The 18799-nt window shown below is 70.3% G+C and carries 16 protein-coding genes and 1 riboswitch; of the genes, 7 read left to right on the top strand and 9 right to left on the bottom strand.

What is annotated here, in order from left to right; genetic code table 11:
- Window positions 1-145: 145 nt before the first annotated feature.
- Window positions 146-427 (top strand): HPr family phosphocarrier protein, encoded by a 282-nt coding sequence (locus OHU89_RS36360; RefSeq protein WP_059198592.1) that lies wholly within the window; start codon window positions 146-148, stop codon window positions 425-427.
- Between the two features lie 137 nt (window positions 428-564).
- On the opposite strand, the gene OHU89_RS36355 is transcribed toward OHU89_RS36360, so the two are convergent.
- The 4 genes from OHU89_RS36355 to OHU89_RS36340 all read right to left on the bottom strand — a co-directional run bounded on the left by OHU89_RS36355 (window position 565) and on the right by OHU89_RS36340 (window position 5377).
- Window positions 565-1260, bottom strand: a complete 696-nt coding sequence (locus tag OHU89_RS36355) for a GntR family transcriptional regulator (protein WP_266821298.1) — start codon at window positions 1258-1260, stop codon at window positions 565-567.
- A 187-nt stretch (window positions 1261-1447) separates the two neighbouring features.
- Complete coding sequence (locus OHU89_RS36350) at window positions 1448-2224, bottom strand: M23 family metallopeptidase (RefSeq protein WP_267014703.1); 777 nt, start codon at window positions 2222-2224, stop codon at window positions 1448-1450.
- 12 nt (window positions 2225-2236) lie between these two features.
- Window positions 2237-2406, bottom strand: a riboswitch (cyclic di-AMP (ydaO/yuaA leader).
- Window positions 2407-2597: 191 nt separating this feature from the next.
- The gene (locus tag OHU89_RS36345; protein ID WP_405649199.1) at window positions 2598-3986 is read right to left on the bottom strand and encodes a M16 family metallopeptidase; all 1389 of its coding nucleotides are present in this window, start codon (window positions 3984-3986) and stop codon (window positions 2598-2600) included.
- Window positions 3983-5377, bottom strand: a complete 1395-nt coding sequence (locus OHU89_RS36340) for a M16 family metallopeptidase (RefSeq protein WP_405649198.1) — start codon at window positions 5375-5377, stop codon at window positions 3983-3985. The genes OHU89_RS36345 and OHU89_RS36340 overlap by 4 nt, the downstream gene beginning before the upstream one ends.
- Before the next feature lie 315 nt (window positions 5378-5692).
- Here OHU89_RS36340 and OHU89_RS36335 point away from each other — a divergent pair, with 315 nt between their 5' ends.
- Window positions 5693-8152: a DNA topoisomerase (ATP-hydrolyzing) subunit A gene (locus OHU89_RS36335; protein ID WP_405649197.1), complete on the top strand. Its 2460-nt coding sequence runs from the start codon at window positions 5693-5695 to the stop codon at window positions 8150-8152.
- Here OHU89_RS36335 and OHU89_RS36330 read toward each other — a convergent pair.
- Window positions 8149-9213, bottom strand: coding sequence for a CobW family GTP-binding protein (locus tag OHU89_RS36330; RefSeq protein WP_405649196.1), 1065 nt, complete (start codon window positions 9211-9213; stop codon window positions 8149-8151). The two genes, OHU89_RS36335 and OHU89_RS36330, sit on opposite strands and share 4 nt — an antisense overlap.
- Window positions 9214-9535: 322 nt before the next feature.
- Between OHU89_RS36330 and OHU89_RS36325 the strand changes: the two genes are divergently transcribed.
- Window positions 9536-10042, top strand: coding sequence for a DUF6082 family protein (locus OHU89_RS36325; RefSeq protein WP_405649195.1), 507 nt, complete (start codon window positions 9536-9538; stop codon window positions 10040-10042).
- 59 nt (window positions 10043-10101) lie between these two features.
- Here OHU89_RS36325 and OHU89_RS36320 read toward each other — a convergent pair whose 3' ends face one another.
- Together OHU89_RS36320 and OHU89_RS36315 are read right to left on the bottom strand one after the other, a co-directional pair.
- Complete coding sequence (locus OHU89_RS36320; RefSeq protein ID WP_405649194.1) at window positions 10102-10338, bottom strand: hypothetical protein; 237 nt, start codon at window positions 10336-10338, stop codon at window positions 10102-10104.
- 258 nt (window positions 10339-10596) lie between these two features.
- On the bottom strand, window positions 10597-11766 hold the full coding sequence (locus OHU89_RS36315; protein WP_405649193.1) for a citrate synthase/methylcitrate synthase: 1170 nt from the start codon (window positions 11764-11766) through the stop codon (window positions 10597-10599).
- Window positions 11767-11863: 97 nt separating this feature from the next.
- Between OHU89_RS36315 and OHU89_RS36310 the strand changes: the two genes are divergently transcribed.
- From OHU89_RS36310 to OHU89_RS36295, 4 genes are all read left to right on the top strand, one after another.
- Entirely contained in the window at window positions 11864-13117 is a 1254-nt protein-coding gene (locus OHU89_RS36310; protein WP_405649192.1) for a citrate synthase, read from the top strand.
- Between the two features lie 57 nt (window positions 13118-13174).
- Window positions 13175-14119 (top strand): sucrase ferredoxin, encoded by a 945-nt coding sequence (locus OHU89_RS36305; protein WP_405649191.1) that lies wholly within the window; start codon window positions 13175-13177, stop codon window positions 14117-14119.
- A 112-nt stretch (window positions 14120-14231) separates the two neighbouring features.
- Entirely contained in the window at window positions 14232-15893 is a 1662-nt protein-coding gene (locus tag OHU89_RS36300; RefSeq protein WP_405649190.1) for an ATP-binding protein, read from the top strand.
- A complete protein-coding gene (locus OHU89_RS36295; protein ID WP_046257064.1) occupies window positions 15893-16573 on the top strand; it encodes a response regulator in 681 nt (226 codons plus the stop codon). The genes OHU89_RS36300 and OHU89_RS36295 overlap by 1 nt, the downstream gene beginning before the upstream one ends.
- A gap of 79 nt (window positions 16574-16652) precedes the next feature.
- Here OHU89_RS36295 and OHU89_RS36290 read toward each other — a convergent pair whose 3' ends face one another.
- Both OHU89_RS36290 and OHU89_RS36285 read right to left on the bottom strand, forming a co-directional pair.
- Window positions 16653-18245, bottom strand: coding sequence for a cation acetate symporter (locus tag OHU89_RS36290; RefSeq protein WP_405649189.1), 1593 nt, complete (start codon window positions 18243-18245; stop codon window positions 16653-16655).
- Window positions 18242-18799 carry a DUF485 domain-containing protein gene (locus OHU89_RS36285; protein WP_405649188.1) on the bottom strand — a complete coding sequence of 186 codons (558 nt, stop codon included), beginning with the start codon at window positions 18797-18799 and terminating at the stop codon, window positions 18242-18244. The genes OHU89_RS36290 and OHU89_RS36285 overlap by 4 nt, the downstream gene beginning before the upstream one ends.

The raw sequence follows: 18799 nt of genomic DNA, 5'->3' as shown, positions 1-18799 counted from the left end.
CGCAAGAGGATCACTCAAGGACGGAAGTCGGACCGAGGCCGCGGTCCGACGACTCACCCCGGACGGGACACAGGGTCCGATCCGGAGACGCTTCACGTTGTGGGAAACTGGTCTAGACAACCTGAACACCGAAGGGCAGCATCACATGGCTGAGCGCCGCGTCAACGTCGGCTGGGCCGAGGGCCTTCACGCCCGCCCCGCTTCCATCTTCGTCCGGGCCACCACGGCCTCCGGTATCCCCGTGACGATCGCCAAGGCCGACGGCAACCCCGTCAACGCGGCCTCCATGCTGGCGGTTCTGGGCCTCGGCGCCCAGGGCGGCGAGGAGATCGTCCTCGCCTCCGACGCCGAGGGCGCGGACGCCGCCCTCGACCGACTGGCGAAGCTGGTCTCCGAGGGTCTCGAGGAGCTTCCCGAGACCGTCTGATTTACCGGGGCCGACTGATTCACGGCACCACAGAAGGGCTCGTCCGAATTTATCGGGCGAGCCCTTTGTATTTCCCGCTCACAGGCAGCGGAAATAATCCCCCGCGAATTACTGCCTCTTTGTATACGGCTCCCGTGTTAATGCCGCAGGCTCGGCATGTTTACGGGATGTTGCGAGTTCCTCACACGCTCCGGCCGATCTCCCGCCCCGTTGAATCGGAGTCGGTGCACGGCTGTCGAGCGCTCCGTGTGCAGAGCCGTGACCGCCCGCGCGCGCTCTCCGTCGCCGCGCGCCACGGCGTCGACGATGGCGCCGTGCTCCGCCCAGGACTCGACCGGGTTGGCCGGGGCGTCCACGGCGTACATCCAGGAGATCTTGTGCCGCAGCTGGGTCAGCATCGAGGTCAGCGCGGGACTGCCGGAGGCCTGGGCGAGCGTCTCGTGGAACCAGCCGCCCAGGGACCGCAGGTCATCGCTGTTGCCCCTCCTGGCCCGCTCCTGGCCCAGCCTCACCAGACCGCGCAGGACCTTCAAGTGCGCCTCGGTGCGCCGCTGGGCGGCCCGCGAGGCACCCAGGGGCTCCAGGAGCATCCGCATCTCCAGCAGGTCGGCGGCCTCCTGCTCGGTCGGTTCGGCCACGCACGCGCCCGCGTGCCGCCGCGTCACCACGAAGCCCTCGGCCTCCAGGGTGCGCAGCGCCTCCCGGACGGGGACACGGGAGACCCCGTAGCGGCGGGCGAGGAGTTCCTCGGTGAGGCGGCTGCCGCGCTCGTAGACACCCGCGACGATGTCGTCCCGGATCGCCGTGCATACCGAGTGCGCCGGAATACGCATGACCGACCTCCGCTTTAATCCCCGTGAAACGTCGACGATTGACGTGTGTTCAGTGACTCTATTGCAAAGAGCGGGAATTTCCGATGGCAGGCCGGAATCCATGCATATTTTTTGGACAGGCGGGTGGCAAAAACGGCGAAACCCCGGCTCGGGGAGCCGGGGTTCCGGGAGATCTTGCGGTCCGTCGTCAGACGTTCACGCCATGCGAACGCAAGTAGGCGACGGGGTCGATGTCCGAGCCGTACTCCGCGGTCGTGCGGGCCTCGAAGTGCAGGTGCGCCCCGGTGACGTTGCCGGTCGCGCCGGAGAGGCCGATCTGCTGGCCCGGCGTGACCGTCTGGCCCACCGAGACACCGATGGACGACAGGTGCCCGTACTGGGTGTACGTGCCGTCGTTCATCTTGATCACGATGTTGTTGCCGTACGACCCGCCCCAGCCGGCCTCCACGACCGTGCCGGAGCCGACCGAGCGGACCGAGGTGCCGCTGGCGGCGTGGAAGTCGACGCCGGTGTGGCTGCCGGAGGACCAGACGGCGCCGCCGGCCTTGTAGCCGGTGGAGATGTACGAGCCCGAGATCGGGGCGACGTAGCTGTTGAGGCGCTTGCGCTCGGCGGCGGCGCGGGCGGCGCGCTCCTTGGCCTCGCGCTCCTTCTTGGCCTTGGCCGCGGCCTTCTCGCGCGCCTCCTCCTCGGCCTTCTGCCGGGCCTTCTGCTCGGCGGCCTCGATGGCCGCCTGCTGCTGGGCCTCGGCCTGGGCGTCGATCTGGGCGGCGACCGAGTCGCCGATGGTGATGACCGGGGTGAGGCCGGTCTGCTCGGCCGCGGGCTCAGCGGCGAGGGCCGGGGCCGCGAGGGTGCCGATGACGCCGGTGGTGGCGAGTGCCGCGACCCCCGCCACGTGGGCGGTGGTGCGCTTCGTCCGGCTGGGACGGCGGTGCTTCCCGGTGGCGCGCGTGAACGCCATGTAGTGGCTGGTCCTTTCCTTCCCTCTCGCCTACCGGGTTAGCTGACGGGTTCGGAGCAGGAAGGTCTCCTACGGACCCCCTCGCTGCACGCGCGGGCGTCCGATTCACCCCAGGGACTACATATATGTGGGTCCCCGGCTCCCCTGGCTCGCGCCGTACGGGGACTCGGCGATGGCTGTCCGGTGCCGCGGGCGCGGCGCACTGCCTGACGAACAGCCCGGATGACGCTAAGCGGGGCGACTTTCAATCCCCAAACGGATCAGGGTTTTTGTAGCGCATGCCACAGGGCAGACAGGCAACCTCTCCCCTAATTCGGACATTAAGGGGCCCTGGTGACACGTCAGTCACCAGGGCCCCTTCACGCGCGTGCCGCTACTCGGCGGACACGACGGTCACTTCACCGATCCCGAGGGCCTCCACGGGCTCCTTGATGGCGGACGCGTCGCCGACCAGGATCGTCACGAGCCGGTCCACCGGGAAGGCGTTGACGGCCGCCGCAGTGGCCTCCACGGTGCCGGTCGCGGCGAGTTGCCGGTACAGCGTGGCCTGGTAGTCGTCGCGCAGGTGCTGCTCGACCTGGTCGGCCAGCGTGCTCGCGACGGCCGCCGCGGTCTCGTACTTCAGCGGGGCCACGCCGACGAGGTTCTGCACGGCCACGTCCCGCTCGGCGTCGGTGAGCCCCTCCGCGGCGAGGGTGCGCAGGACCGTCCACAGGTCGTCCAGGGCCGGACCGGTGTTCGGGGTGTCGACGGAGCCGCTGATGGCGAGCATCGCGGCGCCCGTTCCGTCGGGGGCGGACCTGAGGACCTGCCCGAACGAGCGCACACCGTAGGTGTAGCCCTTCTCCTCGCGCAGGACACGGTCCAGACGGGAGGTGAGGGTGCCACCGAGGCAGTACGTGCCGAGCACCTGCGCGGCCCACACACGGTCGTGCCGGTCGGCGCCGATACGGCCGATCAGCAGCTGCGTCTGGACGGCGCCGGGGCGGTCCACGATGACGACACGGCCCGTGTCGTCGGCGGTGATCGGCGGCACCGGACGCGGTTCGGCCTGGGAGCCGGTCCACGAGCCGAGGGTGTCGGCGAGCAGCGCGTCGAGATCGATGCCGGTGAGGTCGCCGACGACCACGACGGTGCCGGTGGCTGGGCGGACGTGCTTCTCGTAGAAGGCGCGTACGGCCGCGGAGTCGATGTTCTGGACGGTCTCCTCGGTGCCCTGGCGCGGGCGGGACATGCGCAGGTCCGCCGGGAACAGGGTCCTGGAGAGCTCCTTGGCGGCCCGGCGGGAGGGGTTGGCCAGCTCGTGCGGGATCTCGTCGAGGCGGTTGGTGACGAGCCGCTCGACCTCGCTGTCCGCGAACGCGGGCGCCCTGAGGGCGTCGGCCAGCAGACCGAGCGCCTTGGGCAGCCGTGACGCCGGGACCTCGAGGCTCAGCCGTACGCCGGGGTGGTCGGCGTGGGCGTCGAGGGTGGCGCCGGCCCGCTCCAGCTCGGCGGCGAACTCCTCGGCGGTGTGCTTGTCGGTGCCCTCCGAGAAGGCCCGCGCCATGATCGTGGCGACGCCGTCCAGGCCGGCCGGCTCGGCGTCCAGCGGGGCGTCGAGGAGGACCTCGACGGCGACGACCTGCTGGCCGGGGCGGTGGCAGCGCAGGACCGTCAGGCCGTTGTCGAGCGTGCCGCGCTCGGGGGCCGGGAAGGCCCACGGCCGCGCCTCGCCCGCCTGCGGCCGGGGGTGGAATTCCATCGTGGCGAGCTCGGTCACTTGGCCGCCTCCTCGTTCTTGTCGCCGGCCTCGACGGTGGCCTCGGCCTCGGGGTCCTCCGGGGGATCCGCGTCCTCGGCGGTCTCTCCGGAGACGGGCTCGTAGACGAGCACCGCGCGGTTGTCGGGGCGCAGGCGGGCCTTGGCGACCTCCTGGACCTCCTGGGCGCTCACCTCGAGCACCCGGTTGACGGCGGTGAGGGCGAGCTGCGGGTCGCCGAACAGGACGGCGTAGCGGCACAGTTCGTCGGCGCGGCCCGCGACGGTGCCGAGCCGGTCCAGCCACTCGCGCTCCAATTGGGCCTGGGCGCGCTCCATTTCCTCGGCCGTGGGGCCCTCCGCGGCGAACCGGGCGAGCTCCTCGTCGATCGCCGCCTCGATGACCGGCACCTCGACGTCACCGGACGTCTTCACATCCAGCCACCCCAAGGAGGGCGCTCCGGCGAGCCGCAGCAGGCCGAAGCCGGCGGCGACGGCCGTACGGTCGCGGCGTACCAGCCGGTTGTAGAGGCGGGAGGACTCACCGCCGCCGAGGACGGTGAGCGCCAAATCGGCCGCGTCGGCGTCGCGCGTGCCGTCGTGCGGCAGCCGGTAGGCCGCCATCAACGCGCGCGCGGGGACCTCTTCCTCGACGACCTCGCGCAGCTGCTCGCCGATGACCTCGGGCAGCGAGCCGTCGCGCGGGGCGGGCTTGCCGTCGTGCGACGCGATCGAGCCGAAGTACTTCTCGATCCAGGCGAGCGTCTGCTCGGGGTCGATGTCGCCGACGACGGACAGCACCGCGTTGCCCGGCGCGTAGTACGTCCGGAAGAACGCGCGCGCGTCCTCCAGCGTGGCCGCGTCCAGGTCGGCCATCGAACCGATCGGCGTGTGGTGGTACGGGTGACCCTCGGGGTAGGCGAGGGCTGTCAGCTTTTCGAACGCCGTGCCGTAGGGGACGTTGTCGTAGCGCTGACGGCGCTCGTTCTTGACGACGTCCCGCTGGTTCTCCATCGACTCGTCGTCGAGGGCGGCAAGGAGCGAGCCCATGCGGTCGGCCTCCAGCCAGAGGGCGAGCTCCAGCTGGTGGGTGGGCATGGTCTCGAAGTAGTTGGTGCGCTCGAAGCTCGTGGTGCCGTTGAGCGAGCCGCCCGCGCCCTGGACGAGCTCGAAGTGGCCGTTGCCCTTGACCTGTCCGGAGCCCTGGAACATCAGGTGCTCGAAGAGGTGAGCCAGGCCGGTACGGTCCTTGACCTCGTGACGCGAGCCGACGTCGTACCAGAGGCACACCGCCGCGACCGGGGTCAGGTGGTCCTCGGAGAGCACCACGCGCAGCCCGTTGGCCAGGCGGTGCTCCGTTGCTGTCAGGCCTCCGGTGCCTGCCTGGTCTGTGGCCGTGTGACCCATGGGCATGTACGTCCCTTCGATCGCGGTGCGGTTGATCTGAACCGCGTTTTTCTGCCGGTCCTGCCACTGTATGCAAGCGTGCGGAGCGCCGGTGAAGTTCCCGGTGGTCGTACGCCGACAGCGAGATCCCGTAGCCTGCGGGCGGGCGCCGCGTGCCGTACGGGTGAACACCCTGCGGGACGGCTGACGCCGGGTCGTCGTCCGCGTTGTCAGTGCCGCGGTCCACAATGGTCCGCGTCAGATCCCGTTCACGCTTCAGCAAGAGTGAGCCGAAGGGGCGCGACCCGAAGGCGAGCGACCAGAAAAGAGGAGCCGGCAGCGATGGCCCGCCGAAGCACGAAGACCCCGCCGCCCGACGACTCGTTCGAGGAGAAGATCCTCGACATCGACGTCGTCGACGAGATGCAGGGCTCCTTCCTCGAGTACGCGTACTCGGTCATCTACTCCCGCGCCCTGCCGGACGCCCGTGACGGCCTCAAGCCGGTGCACCGGCGCATCGTCTACCAGATGAACGAGATGGGCCTGCGCCCCGACCGCGGCTATGTGAAGTGCGCCCGTGTCGTCGGCGAGGTCATGGGCAAGCTGCACCCGCACGGCGACGCGTCGATCTACGACGCCCTGGTGCGCATGGCCCAGCCCTTCTCCATGCGCGTCCCCCTGGTCGACGGCCACGGCAACTTCGGTTCGCTGGGCAACGACGACCCGCCGGCCGCCATGCGGTACACCGAGTGCCGGCAGGCCGAGGCGACGAGCCTGATGACCGAGTCGATCGAAGAGGACACGGTCGACTTCGCCCCCAACTACGACGGCCAGGAGCAGGAGCCGGTGGCGCTGCCCGCCGCGTTCCCGAACCTGCTGGTGAACGGCGCGTCGGGCATCGCGGTCGGCATGGCCACGAACATGCCCCCGCACAACCTCTCCGAGGTCATCGCGGCCGCCCGCCATCTGATCCGCCACCCCAACGCGGATCTCGAGACGCTGATGAGGTACGTCCCGGGCCCCGACCTGCCCACCGGCGGCCGGATCGTCGGCCTGGCCGGCATCCGGGACGCGTACGAGACGGGCCGCGGCACCTTCAAGATCCGCGCCACGGTGTCGGTGGACACCGTCACGGCCCGCCGCAAGGGTCTGGTCATCACCGAGCTGCCCTTCGCGGTCGGCCCGGAGAAGGTCATCGCCAAGATCAAGGACCTGGTCGGCTCGAAGAAGATCCAGGGCATCGCCGACGTCAAGGACCTCACCGACCGTGCGCACGGCCTGCGTCTGGTCATCGAGATCAAGAACGGCTTCGTGCCGGAGGCGGTCCTGGAGCAGCTGTACAAGCTGACGCCGATGGAGGAGTCCTTCGGCATCAACAACGTCGCGCTGGTCGACGGCCAGCCGCTGACGCTGGGCCTCAAGGAGCTCCTCGAGGTCTATCTCGACCACCGCTTCGAGGTCGTGCGCCGGCGCAGCGAGTTCCGCCGCACCAAGCGCCGTGACCGTCTGCACCTGGTGGAGGGCCTGCTCACGGCGCTCGTCGACATCGACGAGGTCATTCGCCTCATCCGCTCCAGCGACAACTCCGCGCAGGCCAAGCAGCGCCTGATGCAGCGTTTCTCGCTGAGCGAGATCCAGACGCAGTACATCCTCGACACGCCGCTGCGCCGCCTCACCAAGTTCGACCGCATCGAGCTGGAGTCCGAGAAGGACCGGCTCAACGCGGAGATCGAGGAGCTGACCCGGATCCTCGACTCGGACACGGAGCTGCGCAAGCTGGTCTCCACCGAACTGGCCGCGGTGGCCAAGAAGTTCGGCACCGACCGACGTACGGTCCTGCTGGAGGCGGGAGCGGTCGCCCCCGCGGTCGGCGTTCCCCTGCAGGTGGCGGACGACCCGTGCCGGGTGCTGCTGTCCTCGACGGGTCTGCTGGCCCGTACGGCGAACGGCGAGCCCTTCCCGGAGGACGCGGACAGCCGGCGCGTGAAGCACGACGTGATCGTCTCGGCGGTCCCGGCGACCGCGCGCGGTGAGGTGGGCGCGGTGACGTCGAGCGGCCGGCTGCTGCGGATCAACGTCATCGACCTGCCGCAACTGCCGGATACGGCGTCGGCGCCGAACCTCGCCGGAGGGGCTCCGCTGACGGAGTTCGTCTCCCTGGAGGACGGCGAGACGCTGGTCTGCCTGATGACCCTCGACGAGTCGTCGCCGGGTCTGGCGCTCGGCACGGAGCAGGGTGTGGTCAAGCGTGTGGTGCCCGACTATCCGTCCAACAAGGAGGAGTTGGAGGTCATCACGCTGAAGGACGGTGACCGGATCGTCGGCGCGGTCGAGCTGCGCACCGGTGATGAGGACCTGGTCTTCATCACGGACGACGCGCAGCTGCTGCGCTACCAGGCCGCGCAGGTCCGCCCGCAGGGCCGGCCCGCGGGAGGCATGGCGGGCGTCAAGCTCACGGACGGCGCGAAGGTCATCTCCTTCACCGCGGTGGACCCGGCCGTGGACGCGGTCGTCTTCACGGTCGCGGGCTCGCGCGGCACGCTGGACGACTCCGTCCAGACGACAGCCAAGCTGACCCCGTTCGACCAGTATCCGCGCAAGGGTCGCGCCACCGGCGGCGTCCGCTGCCAGCGGTTCCTGAAGGGCGAGGACTGTCTGTCCCTGGCCTGGGCGGGCCCCGTACCGGCCCGCGCCGCGCAGAAGAACGGCACACCGGCGGACCTGCCGGAGATCGACCCGCGCCGTGACGGTTCGGGTGTGTCGCTGGCGAAGACGGTGTCGGTAGTGGCGGGACCGGCCTAGAACGCGGGGTCCTGAAGGTCCTCTTCGGGATCCTGTACGTAGCGCAGGACGCCCCACATTCCGTGCTCGTCGGCGGTGTGCGGGGCGTCGCTCCCGCACTCCTCCAGTTCCTTGCCGAGCGCGGGCACGTCGATGCCGGAGCCGATGAGAACCAGCTGGCTGAGGCGCTCGGCGTCCACGGGCCAGGGTTCCGGGTAGAAGCGCAGGAACCGCCCGACGGCATGGACGGCGTAACGGTTCCGGGTGTCGTACGCGCCGAAGTCGACGTACCCCTTGATCCGGTACAGCCCCTCGGGCCGACTGTCGAGGAACCGCATGAGCCGACGCGGATCGAGCGGCGTCTCGGAGACGAAGGAGAGGCTCTCGTACGCGGCGTGCAGATGCCCGTCGTGCATGTCGTCTTCGTGGTGGTGCAGGTCGTCGAAGGAGAGCTGCCCGATCCGCTCCTCGCCGGGCCGGCAGTCGAAGAGGAACTCGGGGTCGATGCGGCCGTAGGCGGCGGGCACCACCGCGGCACGGTCGACGAGGGACCGTACGGGTCCGAGGACGCGCTCGCCGTCGGGCGCCCGGTCGAGCTTGTTGACCACGACGAGGTCGGCGAGGGCGAGATGCCGGTCGATCTCGGGGTGCTTGGCGCGGGTGTCGTCGAACTCGGCGGCGTCGACGACCTCGACGAGTCCGCCGTAGACGATCCCCGGATGCTCACTCGCGAGCAACATACGCACGAGTTCCTGGGGTTCGGCGAGCCCGCTGGCCTCGATGACGATCACATCGATGCCGGTGTCCGGACGGGCAAGCCGTTCGAGGTACACGTCCAGCTCGGCGGCGTCGACGGCGCAGCACAGGCAGCCGTTGCCGAGGGAGACGGTGGAGTCGCCCAGGGCGCCCGCGACGGCCATGGCGTCGATCTCGATGGCCCCGAAGTCGTTGACGATCGCACCGATACGACTGCCTCCGCTGCGGTGCAGGAGGTGGTTGAGGAGGGTGGTCTTGCCGGAACCGAGGAATCCGGCAAGTACGACGACCGGGATCTGCCGACGGCTGTGGCTCGGCTGACTCAACGTGCGACCTCTCTGACACCGACGCGTGCACCGGATCGCGGGCCCGGCGCACGTACGAGGATTGAATGCCGGACCAGGATACGAGCCGGAAGAATCACCGCGAAGTGAACGATTGTTAGCAGCACTTGCGGGGCAGACGTTGGGCAAGGCGCCGGTGCGTGCGACCCTCGCTTCCCTCCGTGCGCCTCCTCTCCGCCTCCCCCGCCGATCAGAGCCGCTCGGCACCCTGGGAGACGGCAAGCGCCGCCCACCGCTCGCCGGTCCCCTTCCGTCGACCCGCACCCCGACGACCGGCGGACGGCCGCCTGATTCGGGGGTTGACATGGCCACACAGAGTGCAGGTGTACGGAGGATGGTTTCGGCCGCGAAGGCGCGGCTCACTGTCGCCGTCGACTCCGTCGGCATGCCGGGCTCACGACGCCGCAAAAGGGCCGCTCTGGCCGAACAGCACCGGCTCTCCTTCGACCTGCTCTGCAAAGCCATGGCCGATCCGGCCCTGGCCGAGGTGCTGAACACGTACGAGTCCGAGATCCCCATCGACAAACAGCGACAGTTCCTCTTCGCCAACGCGCTCTACGTCAACAACCTGCACTTCTACCGGATCGGCGCCCTGTCCCAGGCGGAGCTGTACGGCCATCTGCGGGTGATGTGCCAGAACAAGGTGTTCCGCGAGTACTGGGACGCGACTCGCCACCACCGCAAGAGCCTGCCCGAAGCATCGGAGGAGTTCATTCTTGGCCGGATGATGGACGATCTGATCCAGGAGCTGGCCGATTCCGACACCGACGAGTGGTGGGTCGTGGGCGAGCCACCCGACGAGTCGGCATGACTTCGAGGCCCGGATTCACAGGGCCGGGCCTCGGCAGGGCGGTCACCACTCAGGACGTGTCAGACATCGGGGATGTCTTGCTTGGCGCGGACGAGCGTCTCGCGTGTGATGACGACGATCCGCTCGTAATCCGCTCGTGCGGCGTCCGACGGGAGCTCAGGGTCGATTTCGGCGGTCGCCTCGCGCCCGATGACCGCGAAGTCACCATTGCTGAGCTCGAAGATGTCGGGGCAGGTCTGGCCTGTGGTACTGCCACGCTCCCGTGGCGAGACCCCGACACGTCGCACGATCTTCACGGAGGTGTACCGCCTTGTGACTCAGAGGGATGGGTGTGCCCTCTGATGTCAGCCGCGATGGTTCGTCGTTGGTGCGACGGAGTGCGCTCTCCGCGCAAGGGTGTCGCCGGAGCGCCCGGAGAGGGCCAGGCCAAGGTACCCAGTCCGACGAACGTTCTACGCGCGTTATCTCTCCGCAAGTGGGTGAAGTTTCCACAACAGTCTTGGCGCGGCCACATCGCACAAGGACCTCCACCCGCGAGGCACTTCGAGTATCGGTCAACCGTTCGCTCCAGGCACCGCCACCGGCGCCCCCGGCCCCACATACCGCGCCACCGGCCTGATGATCTTCGAATCCTGCGCCTGCTCCAGGACGTTGGCGCTCCAGCCCACCACCCGCCCAGCGGCGAAGGTCGGCGTGAACATCTCGCGGGGCAGGCCGCAGAGTTCCATGACCACGCCCGCGTAGAACTCGACGTTGGTGTGGAGTTCGCGACCGGGCTTCAGCTCGGCCAGGATCGCCTCGATCTGACGCTCGACCTCGACGGCGAAGGCGACGCGCGGGCCGCCGAACCGCTCGGCTACCTCGCGCAGCATGCGGGAGCGCGGGTCCTCGGTGCGGTAGATGGCGTGACCGAAGCCCATGATGCGCTCACCGGCGAGGACCCGTTCGCGGATCCAGGGATCGATACGGTCGGGCGTACCGATCGCATCGAGGGTGTCCAGCGCACGGCTGGGCGCACCGCCGTGCAACGGCCCCGACAGCGCCCCGACCGCACCCACGAGGCACGCCGCGACATCCGCACCCGTCGAGGTGATGACCCGTGCTGTGAAGGTTGATGCATTGAAGCCGTGATCAATGGTTGAGATCAAGTATTGCTCGATCGCCCGCGCACACCGTGGATCCGGCTCCGAACCCGTCAACATGTAGAGGTAGTTGGCCGCGTAGGACAGGTCCTCGCGCGGCTCCACGGGTTCCAGCCCCTGCCCCAGCCGGTGCAGCGCGGTGAGCAGAGTCGGCACGGCCGCGGCCGCCACGACGGTGTCCTGCCGACGTTCGTCCGCGTCGATGTCGTACACCGGCCGGAAGCCCTTCGCCGCACCCAGCAGCGACAGCGCCGTGCGCATCCCGGCGAGCGGGCCGGAGACCGCGCTCGCCGCCGCGACGGCGGGCAGCGCCGCCCGCACCTCGTCGGGAAGTCGGCGCAGCGCGGCGGTCTCGGCGGCGAAGGCGGCGCCACGTTCGGCGTCCGGCAGTTCGCCGTGGACCAGGAGATGCCAGACGTCCTCGAACCCGCGGGTCTGCGCGAGTTCGACAGCTGAGTACTGGCGGTAGTGGTAGAAGCCCTCGACCCCCCGGACATCACCGATCTCCGTGTCGGTGACGACGACGCCCGCGAGTCCTCGCGGTACGTCGACGAGGGTGGCCGCGGTCCTGTTGACGGACATGTTTCCTCCCTGGACTTGATTCGACTGTCCATGCTTGACTCGACTACTGTCAATATTGATTGAATCAATATTTACTCAACGCCGATACGGTGACCTCATGAGCGATCACGAACCCGTTCCCGACCTCGAGGGACGGCGGCTGACCACCAAGGAGGCCGCCGAGCTCCTCGGCGTGAAGTCCGAGACCGTCTACGCCTATGTGAGCCGCGGTCAGCTCGGCAGCCGACGCGTGCCCGGCGGCCGCGGCAGCACCTTCGATGCCAAGGAGGTACAGGCGCTCGCCCGGCGCAACAGGCGGGACACCGGCGGGAGTTCGGGCTCCGGCGGCGAGCTGTCCGTGCGGACCCGCATCACGCTCATCGACACGGACCGGTACTACTTCCGGGGCGTCGACGCGACCGAACTGGCCGCGCGCCACTCCTACGAGGAGATCGCCGAGTGGCTGTGGACGGGGCGGATGCTTCCCGGCACGACCTTCACGGCCCCCGACACCTCCGTCTCCGTCGCCCGACGCGCCGTCGACGCACTGCCCGAACACACCTCGCCCACCGACCGGTTGCGGGTCGCGGCGATCGCCGCCGCGACCGCGGACCCGCTGCGCTTCGACCTGTCCGAGAGCGCCGTGCTGGGCACCGCGCGCATCCTCATCCCCACCCTCGTCGCCGCCCTGCCTCCCGTGCGGATCGGCCACCGCGACGAGGGCTCGCTGGCCGAGCGCCTGTGGGCGCGACTCAGCGCGCGCAAGCCCGACGAGGCGTCCCTGCGCGCCCTGGACACCGCTCTGGGCCTGCTCGTCGACCACGACCTGGCCGCCTCCACCCTCGCCGTGCGGGTCGCCGCCTCGGCCCGCGCACACGCCTACGCGGCCGTTTCCGCCGGGCTCGGCGTGCTCGAGGGCCCGCTGCACGGCGCGGCCAGCGGGCTCGCCCACCGGCTGCTGCTGGACGTGCTCGACCGCGGCGACGCGGGCCCCGTGATCGCGGACGAACTGCGGGCCGGACGCCGCATCCCGGGACTGGGCCACCGGCTCTACCCGGGCGAGGATCCACGCGCGCGTGCCCTGTTCGGCCTCCTGGAGGAGATCCCCCGCGCCGCACCCGCCCTCGCCGCGGCCCGCGACGTGGTGGCCACCACCGCCCGCCACACCCCGCTGCACGCCAACGTGGACCTGGCCCTCGCCGTGCTCACCGCCTCCTCCGGGATGCTCGCCACGGCCGGCGAGACGATCTTCGCTGTCGCCCGTACGGCGGGCTGGATCGCCCACACCCTGGAGGAGTACGGGGAGCGCCCGCTGCGCATGCGACCGAGCGGTCTCTACGTGGGCGCCAAGCCACCTCAAGCGCTGCCGTAGCGGGACACCAGCACCGTCGGAATTCGCCCCGCGCCAAGTCAGGTTAGGCTCACCTCTGTGAGTACGTGTGTATCCGTCTCCCGCGACCTCGACGAGCCCATTTCCGGGACCGCGGCGACCGCGAAGACCTGGCTGCTCCTCGAACAGCCCGGTCCGTGGGGCGCTCATGCGCTCACCTCGAGCCATCTGGACCCCGCGCTGGGCCACGCCCTGGAGCGGGCGGCGAAAGGCACGGGCGTACGGATCGCGCTCATCCGCCGCCCCGGGCGGCACGCGGACTGCGGCACACCGTCCGTGCGCCGGGTGTACGCGTCCCACACGGCTCCCGGGAACGTCTGGCTGCACAGCGCCGAGGTCCGCGACCCGCGGCGCCTGCTCGATCTCGACTTCGCCGCACTGGGCGCCGGTGACCACCACAGCTTCGGCTCGGCGCTCGGCGGACGGCCCCACACAGGTGACCCGCTCGCGCTCGTCTGCACCAACGGCAAGCGCGACCGCTGCTGCGCGCTCCTCGGCCGGCCCCTGGCGGCCGAGCTGTCCGCCTCCGGGGTCGAGGGGGTCTGGGAGGTCACCCATCTGGGTGGACATCGCTTCTCGCCGACGCTGCTCGTCCTGCCGTACGGCTACGCGTACGGCCGGGTCGGGGCCCACGCCGTCAAGGAGATCCTGTACAGCGTCCAGGACGGACGGATCGTCGTGGAGGGCTGCCGCGGAGGCTCGGCCTGGGAGCGGCCCGGCCAGGCGGCGGAGCTGGCCGTGCGCACGGCGGCGGGCGAGTACACGGCGGACGCGCTGAGCGTCGTACGGATGGACGGCGCGGCACCGCGCTGGGAGGTGACCGTCGCACACGTCGACGGGCGCCACTGGCGGGTCGCCGTGGCCCAGAGCGCGTCCCTGCCGCCGCGCGAGGAGGGCTGCGGGACGTCGGTGCTGGGCTCGCCCGCGCGGATGGACGTGATGGCGGTGCGCGAACTGGCGCCGCCGGCAGCGCTCGCGAGCTGACCTGGGCGTACGGCTTCCGTGCGGTGATGGTCGTACGGCCCCCATGTGTTGATCAAGAGATCCACGCCACACCCCTACGGCAGCTCGTAGCCCTCCGCGTACCGTCATGGGTATGAGCCCCACTCCCCCCGCACGACGCCTCCGCCTCGGTCTGCCGCGGCGGATGTTCTCGCAGCTGCTGCTGATGCAGCTCGCGATCGCCACGGGGGTCACTGTGCTCGCGACCGGGCTCTTCCTCGCGCCGCTGAGCGACCAGCTGGACGACCAGGCGATGCGCCGGGCCCTCGCGATCGCGCAGACGACCGCCGAGCAGCCACAGATCGCGAAGGACCTGCAGAGCACCTCCCCGTCGGTGAACGGACCGGTGCAGGTGGAGGCCGAGCGGATCCGGAAGGCCACCCAGGCCGAGTACGTCGTGATCATGAACACGAGAGGCGTGCGCTGGTCGCACACCGACACGCGGCAGATCGGCGGGATCGTCTCCACCGACCCCGCGCGGGCGCTGGCCGGCGAGCAGGTCATGGAGATCGACGACGGCACCCTGGGTCGCTCGGCCCGCGGCAAGGTGCCGTTGCGTGACAGTGACGGCGACATCATCGGCGCGGTCTCGGTGGGCATCGCGTACGACAGCGTGCGGGCCCGGCTGATCCACGCGATCCCGGGGCTGCTCGCCTACGCGGGCGGCGCCCTGGCCGTCGGCGCGCTCGCCGCCTGGCTCATCTCCCGGCGGGTCCAGCGGCAGACCCGTGACCTGGCCTTCTCCGACATCTCGGCGCTGCTCGCGGAGCGCGAGGCGATGCTGCACGGCATCAGGGAGGGCGTCGTCGCTCTGGATCGCAGCGGCCGTATCCGCCTCCTCAACGACGAGGCGCGGCGCCTGCTCGGCATCGGCGACGAGGCCGTCGGCCGCTCCCTGGACGAGGCGCTCGGCGAGGGCCGTACGACCGACGTACTGGCCGGCCGGGTGACCGGCACCGACCTGCTCACCGTGCGCGGCCAGCGGGTCCTGATCGCCAACCGCATGCCCACCGACGACGGCGGCGCCGTCGCCACCCTGCGCGACCGCACCGAGCTGGAGCAGCTGGGCCGGGAGCTCGACTCGACGCGCGGTCTGATCGACGCCCTGCGCGCCCAGGACCACGAGCACGCCAATCGGATGCACACGGTCCTCGGACTGCTAGAACTGGAGATGTACGACGACGCCGTGGAGTTCGTCGGAGAGGTGGTCGGCGACCATCGCGCAACCGCGGAGCAGGTCACCGAGAAGATCAGGGACCCGCTGCTCGCGGCCCTGCTGGTAGGCAAGGCGACCGTCGCGGCGGAGCGCGCGGTCGCGCTGTGGATCTCGGACCGGACCTGGCTTCCCGATCGGCTGATCGATCCCCGCGGCATCGTCACGGTCGTCGGGAACCTGGTGGACAACGCGCTCGACGCCGTCGCGGGCAAACCGCACGCGCGCGTGGAGGTCGAGTTGCGCGCAGAAGGACGTACCGCCGTCCTCAGGGTGCGCGACACGGGGCCGGGGATCCCCGCGGAACACCGTGAACTGGTCTTCACCGAGGGCTGGTCCACGAAGAAGCCGCCGGCACACGGCAAGCGCGGCATCGGGCTCTCCCTGGTGCGCAGGCTGGCCGAGCGCCAGGGCGGCAGCGCGACCGTGACCGAGGCCGACGGCGGGGGCGCGGAGTTCACCGTCGTCCTGCCGGAGGCCCTGGCAGGCCCCGGCCTGGAACCGGCGCTCACCGTACCCGCAGTCGTCGAGGAGGAGTCGTGATGATCGAGGTCCTTGTCGTGGACGACGACACGCGTGTCGCGCGGGTCAACGCCGCCTATGTCGAGAAGGTGCCGGGCTTCCATGTGGCGGGCGAGGCGCACAGCGCGGCGGAGGCGCTGCGCCAGGTGGAGCTGCTGCCCCGGCTCGACCTGGTCCTCATGGACCACTACCTGCCCGACGAGACGGGGCTGTCGGTCGTCCAGGAGATGCGCCGCCGCGGCCACCAGACCGACGTGATCATGGTGACGGCGGCCCGGGACATCACCACCGTGCAGGCGGCGATGCGGCAGGGCGCGCTGCAGTACCTGGTCAAGCCGTTCGCCTTCGCGGGCCTGCGCGCCAAACTCGAGGCCTACGCGGAGCTGCGCCGCACCCTCGACGGCGGCGGCGAGGCGGAACAGGCCGAGGTGGACCGCATCTTCGGCGCCCTGTCCGCACCGTCGGAGCCGGACCTGCCCAAAGGCCATTCCCCCACGACCGCGGAGCTCGTACGGCAGTCCCTGATGAACGCCGAAGGCCCCCTGTCGGCCCAGGAGATCGCCGAACGGACCGGAGTGAGCCGCCAGACCGCTCAGCGCTATCTGAAGCTCCTGGAACGCACGGGACGCGCCCGCCTCACCCTCAAATACGGCGACGCGGGCCGCCCGGAACACCGTTACGTGTGGGCGACCCGCGCCTGAGGGCACGGCCCGTGGGGGCGGGGGAAGGGAACCGTGCCCTCCCCTCTTACGGATGTCACCCCGTCGTCGTCTCGACGATCTAGGCGGCTCCCGCCCCCGTGAGCGACCGCACCTCGGTCTCCGCGTGCTTGGCCTCGTCCGCCACCTCCGCCGAGGTGACCGTCCCGAGCCAGCCGGCGACGAAGCCCAGCGGGATCGAGACGAGGCCTGGGTTCTGCAGTGGGAAGAACTGGAAGTCGACACCCGGGAACAGGGACGCGGGGCTTCCCGACACCACGGGCGACAGCAGCACGAGCACCACGGCCGGGATCAGCCCGCCGTACACCGCCCACACCGCACCCCGAGTGGTGAAGCCGCGCCAGAACAGCGAGTAGAGCAGCACCGGCAGATTGGCGGACGCGGCGACCGCGAAGGCGAGACCCACCAGGAAGGCGACGTTGAGGTCGCGGGCCAGGAGGCCGAGCCCGATCGCCACCACGCCGATACCGACGGCGGCGACGCGCGCCACGGCGACCTCGCTGCGGGGCTTCGCGTTCCGTCGCCGCAGCGACGCGTACAGGTCGTGAGCCACGGACGCGGAGGAGGCGAGGGTGATCCCGGCGACGACCGCGAGGATCGTGGCGAAGGCGATGGCGGCGACGATCGCGAACAGAACCGTTCCGCCTGTGGAGTCCGCGCCTCCGCCCAGATCGAGGGCGAGCAGGGGCACGGCCGTGTTCCCGGCCGCGTTGGACCCGCGCACGGCCTCCGGCCCCACGATCGCGGCCGCCCCGAAACCGAGGACGATCGTCATCAGATAGAAACCGCCGATGAGCCCGATCGACCAGACCACCGAACGGCGTGCGGCCCGAGCCGTGGGCACGGTGTAGAAGCGCGAGAGGATGTGCGGCAGCCCCGCCGTGCCCAGGACGAGCGCGAGTCCCAGACTGATGAAGTCGAAGCGTGCGGTCCAGTCCTCGCCGTACTTGAGCCCGGGTGCCAGGAACTTCTCGCCGTGCCCGCTGCGTTCGGCCGCGGTGAGCAGCAGCTGGTCGAAATTGCCGTGGCACCGCACCAGAACGAGCACGGTCAACACGATCGTGCCGCTGAGAAGCAGGACCGCCTTCACGATCTGAATCCATGTGGTGGCCCGCATCCCTCCCAACGACACATAGATCACCATGAGCGCGCCGACCCCGATGACCGTCCAGGTCTGCGCCGCTTCACTGGTACCACCGAGCAGCAGGGCGACCAGGCTCCCCGCACCCACCATCTGCGCCACCAGATACAGAACGGACACCGTGACCGAGGAAGTTCCCGCCGCGATCCGCACCGGCCGCTCACGCATCCGCGCCGCCACCACGTCGGCCAGCGTGAACCGCCCGCAGTTGCGCACCAGTTCGGCGACCAGGAACAGCACCACCAGCCACGCCACGAGAAAGCCCACCGAGTACAGCATCCCGTCGTACCCGAAGAGCGCGATGAGTCCGGAGATGCCCAGGAAGGACGCCGCCGACATGTAGTCGCCCGCGATGGCAAAACCATTCTCCATCGGTGAGAAAAGGCGGCCCCCCGCGTAGAACTCCTCCGCCGAACCGTGCCGGTTGCGGCTCACCCACGTCGTGATCCCCAACGTGACCGCGACAAACGCGCTGAACAGCAGTAACGCCAGCGTCTGATGATTGCCCGTCACGAAGCACCGCCCCGGATGCCCCGCGTCAGCTCCTGGGTGTCCCAACGCAGCTCCAGCGCCGCCCGATCCCTGCGCAGCCGCGCGTGCCGGGCGTACGCCCATGTCAGCAGGAAGGTGGTGAGGAACTGCCCCAGCCCCGCGACCATCGCCACGTTCACCGCACCCGCCACCGGCCGTGCCATCAACCCGGGCGCGGTCGTCGCGGTCACGACATACCCCACGTACCAGCCGAAGAACACGACGGACGCCGGCACGACGAACCTCCGGTACCGGCCGCGCACCTCCTGGAAGGCCGCACTGCGCTGCACCTGGAGGTACACGTCCGCAGCCGCCGCCTCCCGCTGGGCCCGCCCGGCCTGTGCAACGGGCAACGGCACAGGCGCACCGGCGCCGCCCGACTCACCCCAGCCCGAGGCGAGTGCGTCGTACCAGGGGTCCTCGTACCTCACGGCTTCGGGTGCCTCGGCAAGTGCCGGGGCGTGACCGTCGTGGTGTTCGGCCGCACTTTCGGGACCACCCCCGCCGGAGCGGGGACGACCGTTGCTTGACTGCAT

The sequence above is a fragment of the Streptomyces sp. NBC_00019 genome, assembly GCF_045041015.1.
Lineage (GTDB): Bacteria > Actinomycetota > Actinomycetes > Streptomycetales > Streptomycetaceae > Streptomyces.
This window is presented reverse-complemented; position numbering and strand designations above follow the sequence as displayed.